The sequence below is a fragment of the Mycobacterium innocens genome (assembly GCF_900566055.1).
Lineage (GTDB): Bacteria > Actinomycetota > Actinomycetes > Mycobacteriales > Mycobacteriaceae > Mycobacterium > Mycobacterium innocens.
This window is the reverse complement of record NZ_UPHQ01000133.1, coordinates 1-8485: the sequence shown is the minus strand read 5'-3', so window position 1 is coordinate 8485 and position 8485 is coordinate 1. Positions and strand designations below refer to the sequence as shown.

General features: G+C 66.0%; 6 protein-coding genes and 2 pseudogenes. 5 read left to right on the top strand and 3 right to left on the bottom strand.

The features are described 5' to 3' along the window. A pseudogene (locus EET03_RS31560) lies at window positions 1-629 on the top strand (hypothetical protein); the annotation flags it as partial. Between the two features lie 111 nt (window positions 630-740). Next, window positions 741-1403 carry a cutinase family protein gene (locus EET03_RS14395; RefSeq protein ID WP_082274526.1) on the top strand — a complete coding sequence of 221 codons (663 nt, stop codon included), beginning with the start codon at window positions 741-743 and terminating at the stop codon, window positions 1401-1403. 33 nt (window positions 1404-1436) lie between these two features. On the opposite strand, the gene EET03_RS14390 is transcribed toward EET03_RS14395, so the two are convergent. Then, window positions 1437-3041 (bottom strand): PecA family PE domain-processing aspartic protease, encoded by a 1605-nt coding sequence (locus EET03_RS14390; RefSeq protein WP_075541862.1) that lies wholly within the window; start codon window positions 3039-3041, stop codon window positions 1437-1439. A gap of 681 nt (window positions 3042-3722) precedes the next feature. Next, window positions 3723-4586: a cyclopropane mycolic acid synthase MmaA2 gene (gene mmaA2, locus EET03_RS14385; RefSeq protein ID WP_075541863.1), complete on the bottom strand. Its 864-nt coding sequence runs from the start codon at window positions 4584-4586 to the stop codon at window positions 3723-3725. Window positions 4587-4817: 231 nt separating this feature from the next. Here mmaA2 and EET03_RS14380 point away from each other — a divergent pair, with 231 nt between their 5' ends. The 3 genes from EET03_RS14380 to katG all read left to right on the top strand — a co-directional run bounded on the left by EET03_RS14380 (window position 4818) and on the right by katG (window position 8213). Beyond that, complete coding sequence (locus EET03_RS14380; RefSeq protein WP_075541864.1) at window positions 4818-5294, top strand: SRPBCC family protein; 477 nt, start codon at window positions 4818-4820, stop codon at window positions 5292-5294. Between the two features lie 189 nt (window positions 5295-5483). Further along, window positions 5484-5936, top strand: coding sequence for a Fur family transcriptional regulator (locus tag EET03_RS14375; RefSeq protein ID WP_167470637.1), 453 nt, complete (start codon window positions 5484-5486; stop codon window positions 5934-5936). Between the two features lie 36 nt (window positions 5937-5972). Further along, window positions 5973-8213 carry a catalase/peroxidase HPI gene (gene katG, locus EET03_RS14370; protein WP_075541865.1) on the top strand — a complete coding sequence of 747 codons (2241 nt, stop codon included), beginning with the start codon at window positions 5973-5975 and terminating at the stop codon, window positions 8211-8213. Between the two features lie 125 nt (window positions 8214-8338). Here the strand turns inward: katG and EET03_RS14365 are convergent. Then, a pseudogene (locus EET03_RS14365) lies at window positions 8339-8485 on the bottom strand (IS607 family element RNA-guided endonuclease TnpB); the annotation flags it as partial.

Genomic DNA, 8485 nt, shown 5'->3' with positions numbered 1-8485 from the left:
GGTGGCCTACGGCCAGCCCTGACACCGGCTGCGGGCACCACCCCCTGGCTGCTACCCGGGGCAGCAGCAAACAACTTCACCACAAGATCCCTACAACTGAAGTCTCCACGGATTCAGGGGAGGCCCGCAATGCCTTGCTGCAGTTGGGAATTGACGTGATTCCCGGGACCATCATGTTTCACCCCACGGTGCGTCCCGAGGAGCTACGCGAAACCGCCCGCCTGCTCCGGGCAACCAAATACCGGCATCCCTTCAAGTTTCTCAGCAAGATCACGCCGTATCCGGGAACGCCGTTGTACCAGGAGTATTCGGCGGCAGGCTATCTGAGTGCGGAATGGCCGCTGGGCCAATGGGACTTCGTCGACCCGCAAGCCGCCCGGGTCTACGCCGACCTGGTCGCCCGCATCGCCCCCGACGAGAACATCAGCTACGACGAGGCCGAAGCGTTCTTCCTGGCCCGCCTCGACGAATGGGACAACGCCACCGCACCCCAAATCGCCGGAACGGCAGGCCAGGACATCGGCGCGGCTGCCACGCGGATCGACCGCAAAGCGTCCAAGACCCCCTGCTTGCCGACTGGCCATTCGGTCCAAACTGGGCGTTCTTCGCTTCAGCTGGTTCAAAATTGAAGGTTGTCCTGCTTTGCTGACCGTCTTGGCGGCGTCGGCGATATCGACGATATAGCTGTCGGCCCGACCCCGCCGGCACCTTGCTCGTCAGCGATATGTCAGCATGTGCGGGTGACTGCCCGCAGCCTTGCTCGCATCGTTGGTGTCGTGGTTGTGACGGCGTGGGCGCTGCTGAGCGCAGCCGTCGTCAGCCCCGCCGCTCAGGCCGACCCATGCTCCGACGTCGCGGTGGTGTTCGCCCGGGGAACCCATCAGGCGCCTGGTCTCGGAGACGTCGGCCAGGCATTCGTCGACTCACTCAGCTCGCAGGTGGGTGGGCGTTCCGTCGGGGTCTACGCGGTGAATTACCCCGCCAGCGACGACTATCACGCGAGCGCGTCAATCGGTTCCGACGACGCGAGTGCTCACATCCAGGACACCGTGGCGAGTTGCCCGAACTCGAAGATCGTGCTTGGCGGCTATTCTCAGGGCGCGGGAGTGATCGATTTGGCATCGTCGGCGATGCCGCCCTCGGTGGCCGATCATGTCGTCGCGGTGGCCCTCTTCGGCGAGCCATCCAGCGGGTTCTCGAGCATGTTGTGGGGCGGTCAACCGTTGCCGACCATCAACCCGCTGTACAGCTCCAAGGTCATCAGCATGTGCGCCGCCGACGATCCGATATGCACCGGCGGCGGAAACATCATGGCGCACGTTTCCTACATCCAGTCCGGGATGACAACGCAGGCAGCCACATTCGCCGCTGACAAGCTCGGCCAGGGTAGCGAACGCGTGTAGCCGATTACCGGGTAGGGCCCGGCCGGCTACCGGCTAATGAAAGACCGTGGTCCCGACACCGGACGGCGCGTAGGAGACATACACCGGTTGCTGCGCGAAGGGCACATACCCGGTGTTCATCAGGCCACTGGAAATGACCCGGGGGCCGTTCCCATGCACGATGTATTCGTACAGCAGCGTCGAACCGTCGTTGGTGTAGACCTGAATGACAGTTCCGTCCGGCACGTTCCCGGACATCTGACCGGTGCCGAGTACGGACGCCGGCATGGTGCCCAACACGCCGCCGGAATCGACGATCATCGGAACGTGCTGCAATGAGCCGCCGTTGATCTTGAGACCCAGCGTGGCGATCGGCGATCCGGTAATGGAGTCGCCTCCGACCAGCGGATCGGGACCGAACCGCATCGTGCCCTCGGGGATGTTGATGAGCACACCCTGATTGAGGTCGCCCGGCAGCGCCTGGTTCGGAATGCTGGGACCGGGGCCGGTCGCATTGGGTCCGATGCCCAACACACCGTTTACACCGGCGGGCGCGAAATACCCGGAGAATGTTTGCGGGAATGACAGCAGGACGACGTTGACGTCGGTCGGCGGGGTGGCGATGCCGTTCCCGAAATCGACCGGCGCATCGTAGGTGGCATAGAGGTAGGTCAGCCCGCCGCTGTAACCGCTGAGTCCGAAATTGGTCGGCAAGCCCATGCGGAAGAGGCCGAATATTCCCCCTACCTCACTGGGCGTGACGACGAGACCGGCGGATCCGGTGTCAACCAGCACGGGCACGTTCGGTCCGCCGTTGACTGAGATGTACACCACCGGCTCGGTGACAGCGTGCATGGTCAGCGGAACCGTTCGGCCGTCCAGACCTGGCCCGCTGATCCCGGCGTTGCCCCACAACAAGCCGCCGCGCCCGCCGGCGCCGCCGGTGCCGAGAATTCCGCCGTCGCCGAGTCCGCCGGCGCCACCGCCCCCGCCCCAACCGAACAGGCGCGCAGCACCACCGACGCCACCCGTCCCGCCAATGGTGAGCGACGCTCCCCCGGGTCCACCGGGTCCGCCGATACCCCACAGCCAGCCACCGTTACCGCCGGCCCCGCCCGGTGCGCCGGTTCCGCCGGTACCCCCGGCACCGCCATTGCCGAGCAGCCCGGCCGGACCACCGGCCCCGCCGGGTACTCCCGACGCGGTTTGGGAATAACCGTTGCCGCCGTTGCCGAGCAACAGCCCGCCCGCCGCGCCGTTGGGACTCGACACCGTCCCGTGTGCGCCATCCCCGATCAGCGGGCGACCCAACAGCATCTGGGTGGGTGCATTCACCGCGCCCAGCAGATCGAGTTGTGCCGTCTGCAACAGCGACACAGCCTGGGCTTCGGCCGCCTGATACGACCCGGCCGACGAGTTCAGCGCCGCCACGAACTGCTGGTAAAAGGTATTGGCCTGGGTGCTGAGCGCCTGGTATTCCTGACCGAACCCGGCGAACAGGGTGGCCACTGCCGCCGACACCTCGTCAAGGCCGGCGGCCGCAAGCACAGTTGTCGGTCCGGCAGCCGCCGCGTTCGCCGCATTCAGCGCCGAGTTGACGCTCGCCAGATCCGCTGCGGCCGACGCCACGATCTCGGGAGCCACGACCAGAAGTGACACGCCGCTCCCTCCGCGTCAATCGCCCACCCGTGTGTGCAGTAAGCGTATCCAGGTCCTGGCTCGGGATATGCGTTTTACGCATAGCGGCCCTGATGTCGCGTCACGAATCGGCCCGGGGCACCTCGTGCCGCCTTCCTGACCCCAGTCAACCGGCAGGCAACCGGCGCGCCTTCGCGCAGTACGAAATTGCCGGTGGCGGGCAGAAGGACAACTGCATCCCGGTGGCGATTCGGCCTTGATGCCGGCCCTTCGCAAGGCGGCGTGGGGCGGCGACCAGCTGAGTGCCGGGCCGGCTAAGTATCGCCGGACCCGCCGGCGGCAAGGCTGCAGGATTCGATCAAAGCCGGCCCATAGGTAGCCGCGCCGCACTCGCATTGCCAACAGATGTGCCGTCCGCAGGAACACTGGATGGTGGCCACGATCATGTGCCCGGGCAACAGCCAGTGGCCACGCCCGCAGCGCCGGGGCGGTCGGTCCGCCCAGTGCGCTGCCGACCCATGCGCCAACTCGCCGACGTCAACACTCACCGCAACACACTCGCATCCGCTCGCGGATCAATTCCAGGGTGAGCGCCGAATCGTTATGCTTCGTTTTCTGCTCTTGGCCGTGTCGTTGCATCCGAAATGGTGCCGGGTGCTCCCCACCCGCTTTGGCCACTGTCGCCAGCGTCGGCGCGAAGCGCTACTTCTGCAGCGTGAACTGGTTGACGTCGATGTAGCCGGTGCGGAACGCCTTGGCGCAGCCGGTCAGGTACTTCATGTAGCGCTCGTAGACCTCTTCGGACTGGATCGCGATGGCCTCGTCCTGGTGCGCCTGCAGTGCCTGCGCCCACAGGTCCAGGGTCCGCGCGTAGTGCTGTTGCAGCGACTGGCGCCGGGTCAGCGTGAATCCCGGCTTTGCCGAGCGCTCCGCCACCATGTCGATCGACGGCAGCCGGCCACCGGGGAAGATCTCGGTGACGATGAACTTGACGAAGCGGATGATGTCGATCGAGATGGGCAGACCCTGCTCGCTGAACTGCTCTCGGGTCAAGCCGGTGATGGTGTGCAGCAGCATCACGCCGTCGGCGGGCAGAACCCGGTAGGCCATGGCGAAGAAGTCGTCGTAGCGGTCGTGGCCGAAGTGCTCGAAGGCGCCGATGGACACGATCCGGTCGACGGGCTCGTCGAACTGTTCCCAGCCCTTCAGTAACACCGTCCTGCTGCGCGCGGTGTTTACCTCGTCGAAGGTCTTCTGGACGTGGGCGGCCTGGTTCTTCGACAAGGTCAGGCCGATGACGTTGACGTCGTACTTCTCGATGGCCCGGCGCATGGTGGCGCCCCAGCCGCAGCCCACGTCGAGCAGCGTCATCCCGGGTTGCAGGCCCAGCTTGCCCAGCGCCAGGTCGATCTTGGCGATCTGGGCCTCTTCCAGGGTCATGTCGTCGCGCTCGAAGTAGGCGCAGCTGTAGGTCTGGGTCGGGTCCAGGAAAAGCCGGAAGAAGTCGTCGGACAAGTCGTAGTGCGCCTGCACGTCGTCGAAATGAGGCCTCAGCTTCTGAGCCATGATCGTGTGCCTTTCTGGCCCCCCCTGAGGCCCCCGCGGGTGGCGTGCACCGGTCTGCAGCATTCTCCCCGTGTTATCCATCAAACCAGCCGGCGGGCGATCCGCCCGTTCGTACCCGCCCGTCGGGTGCGCCAACCCGGGGCCGGGGCGCAGCGACGGGTGGACTTGCGGTGTGGTTGGCTGAACTTTCGTGACGAGTAAACGGGTGCGGCTGTGTACCGAGGACAACGCATGAACGTGAACCCCGAGCGGTTCGTTGTCAGCCGCACCATCGCCGCGACTCCGGCGGAGGTTTTCGCAATTCTGGTCGAGCCGTCACGTCATCGGGACACCGAGCCCGGCGATTGGGTCCGCGACGCGGTAGACGCCGCACCGATCACCGGCAGCGGTCAGGTCTTCGCGATGAATATGTACTTGACTGAAGCCGGTGGTGACTACGTCACCTACAACTTGGTCAATGTCTTCGACCGGGACCGCGCCATCGGCTGGATGCCGGGCCAGCTCGACACCGCAGGAAACCACGTTGCCGGCGGTTGGTGGTGGCGTTACGACCTGGTCCCCAGCGGGGAGCACACCGAGGTCACTCTCAGCTACGACTGGAGTGCCACTCCGCAGAGTTTTCGCGACCGGGTCGGCGAGATGCCTCCCTTTTCGGAGGCCTACCTGGCCGCGTCATTGCAGACCCTGGAGCGCTTGGTCACCGGTTGAGCCGCGATCCGCAATCGCGGCTCAACTGCTTGCGCCGCAAGGCTATTGGGCTCACGAGCCGGTGAGTCGAGGCGAACGACGCCCGATGGTCCGACCGGTGGCAGCCGACGAAGATGATCCCCGACGAATTCGCCAAATCCCACCCCCAGAAGTCTTGACTGATTCAAGATAAGGCGTCATAGTGGCGAAGTGGCGTCAACGGCGCACTACACACAAATGCTGCGAATGGCCGATCTGCGTGTCACCCGGCCCCGGCTTGCGGTACTCGAAGCCGTAGACGCCAACCCACACGCCGACACCGAGACCATCTTCTTGGCGGTTCGGACCGGCTTGCCCGAGGTTTCCCGCCAGGCGGTGTACGACGTGCTCAATGCGCTCACCTCGGCAGGCCTGATCCGTCGGATCCAGCCGTCGGGTTCGGTCGCGCGCTATGAGTCCCGGGTGGGCGACAACCACCATCACGTCGTCTGCCGCTCGTGCGGAGTCATCGCCGATATCGACTGTGCGGTCGGGGATGCGCCGTGCCTGACCCCCGCGGACGACGGCAACGTTCTTGATGGCTTCGTTCTCGACGAGGCCGAAGTCATCTACTGGGGTCTGTGCCCCGACTGCTCGACCGCAGTACCTCGATCACAGCCGTGATCGCAGCCCGTTTCACCCACACCCGGAAGGAATGCTGTGTCATCCGATACATCCGAAAGCCGCCCGCCGCACCCGGATACGAACACGGCGAGCACCAGTGAGAGCGAAAACCCGGCGATCCCGTCGCCCAAGCCCAAGGCGCATGCACCGCTGACCAACCGGGACTGGTGGCCCGACCAGATCGACGTGTCGATGCTGCACCCGAACCCGCCGGCGGCCAACCCGCTCGGTGCGGACTTCGACTACGCCAGCGAGTTCGCCAAACTCGACGTCGAGGCGCTCAAGGCGGACCTGGTCGAAGTGATGACCACCTCGCAGGACTGGTGGCCCGCCGACTACGGCCACTACGGGGGCCTGTTCATCCGGATGAGCTGGCACGCCGCGGGCACCTACCGCATTCACGACGGCCGCGGCGGCGGCGGCCAGGGCCTGCAGCGGTTCGCCCCGCTCAACAGCTGGCCGGACAACGCGAGCCTGGACAAGGCCCGCCGGTTGCTGTGGCCGGTCAAGAAGAAGCACGGCAACAAGATCTCGTGGGCGGACCTGATCATCTTCGCCGGCAACGTCGCCCTGGAATCGATGGGATTCAAGACCTTCGGCTTCGGCTTCGGCCGCGAAGACGTCTGGGAGCCCGAAGAAATCCTCTGGGGCGAGGAGGACGAATGGTTGGGCACCGACAAGCGCTACTCGGGCGAACGTAACCTCGCCCAGCCCTACGGTGCCACCACGATGGGTCTGATCTACGTCAACCCCGAAGGCCCCGAGGGCAAGCCGGATCCGATCGCCGCGGCGATCGACATCCGCGAGACGTTCGGCCGGATGGCCATGAACGACGAGGAGACCGCTGCCCTGATCGTGGGTGGGCACAGCTTCGGAAAGACCCACGGGCGCGGCGATCCCGAGCTGGTCGGTCCCGAGCCGGAGGCCGCCCCGATCGAGCAACAGGGACTGGGCTGGAAGAGCTCCTACGGCAGCGGCAAGGGCAAGGACGCCATGACCAGCGGCCTGGAGGTCGTCTGGACACCCACCCCGACCAAGTGGGACAACTCCTTCCTGGAGACCCTGTACGGCTACGAGTGGGAGCTGACCAAGAGCCCCGCCGGAGCCTGGCAGTTCACCGCCAAGGACGGCGCCGGCGCCGGCACCATCCCCGACCCGTTCGGCGGACCGGGTCGCGCCCCGACGATGCTGGTCACCGACATCTCGCTGCGCGAGTCGCCGATCTACCGCGACATCACCCGGCGTTGGCTGGATCACCCCGAGGAGCTGCAAGAGGCATTCGCCAAGGCGTGGTACAAGCTGCTGCACCGCGACATGGGGCCGATCAGCCGCTACCTGGGGCCGTGGGTTGCCGAGCCGCAGCTGTGGCAGGACCCGGTTCCGGCCGTCGACCACGAGCTGGTCGACGAGCAGGACGTTGCGACGCTGAAGAGCAAGGTGCTCGAGTCCGGCTTGTCGGTGCCGCAGCTGGTCAAGACCGCATGGTCGGCCGCGGGAAGCTTCCGCCGTACCGACAAGCGGGGCGGCGCCAACGGCGGCCGGCTGCGGCTCGAGCCGCAGAAGAGTTGGGAGGCCAACGAGCCCGCAGAGTTGCAGCAGGTGCTGCCCGTGCTGGAGCGCATCCAGCAGGAGTTCAACGGATCGGCATCCGGCGGCAAGAAGATCTCGCTGGCCGACCTGGTTGTGCTGGCGGGGTCCGCGGCGGTGGAGAAGGCGGCCAAGGACGCCGGCTACGAGATCTCGGTGCATTTCGCGCCCGGGCGTACCGACGCCTCGCAGGAGAACACCGACGTGGAGTCGTTCGCGGTGCTGGAACCACGGGCCGATGGGTTCCGCAACTACGCGCGTCCCGGCGAGAAAGCTCCGCTCGAGCACCTGTTGGTCGAGCGGGCATATCTGCTGGGGGTGACCGCTCCGGAGATGACGGTGCTGGTCGGCGGGTTCCGTGCCCTCGGTGCCAACCACGGTGGCAGCAAGCACGGCGTCTTCACCGACCGGCCGGGCGCGTTGACCAACGACTTCTTCGTCAACCTGCTCGACATGGGTACGGAGTGGAAGCCTTCGGCGGCCGCGGAGAACGTCTACGAGGGTCATGACCGGGCCACGGGCGATCTGAAGTGGACCGCGACCGCCAATGACCTGGTGTTCGGGTCGAATTCGGTGCTGCGCGCACTGGCCGAGGTCTACGCCCAGGACGACAACGCGGGCAAGTTCGTCGAGGACTTTGTCGCGGCCTGGGTCAAGGTCATGAACAACGACCGGTTCGATCTCGCCTAATCTAATCCGCCGGCGCGACCGAGCGACACCCCGCGAGCCGCCGGTTCGCGGGGTGTCGTTTTCGCTCAACCTGCGGCGGCAGTGACCACGATCGAATGCCGTTGCAAGTGAGTGATCTTTAGCGGTCACGCGACTTGCACCCCGTCTCGGGGTTGTTCGGCAGCCCTGAGGCTGCGTCCCTTCCGCGCTTCACGGCCACCAGCCCGGCTTGGCCGGGTCTTACGGTCGGCTCCACGCTTGACGGCGGCCCCAACTGGGCCGACGACGCTAAC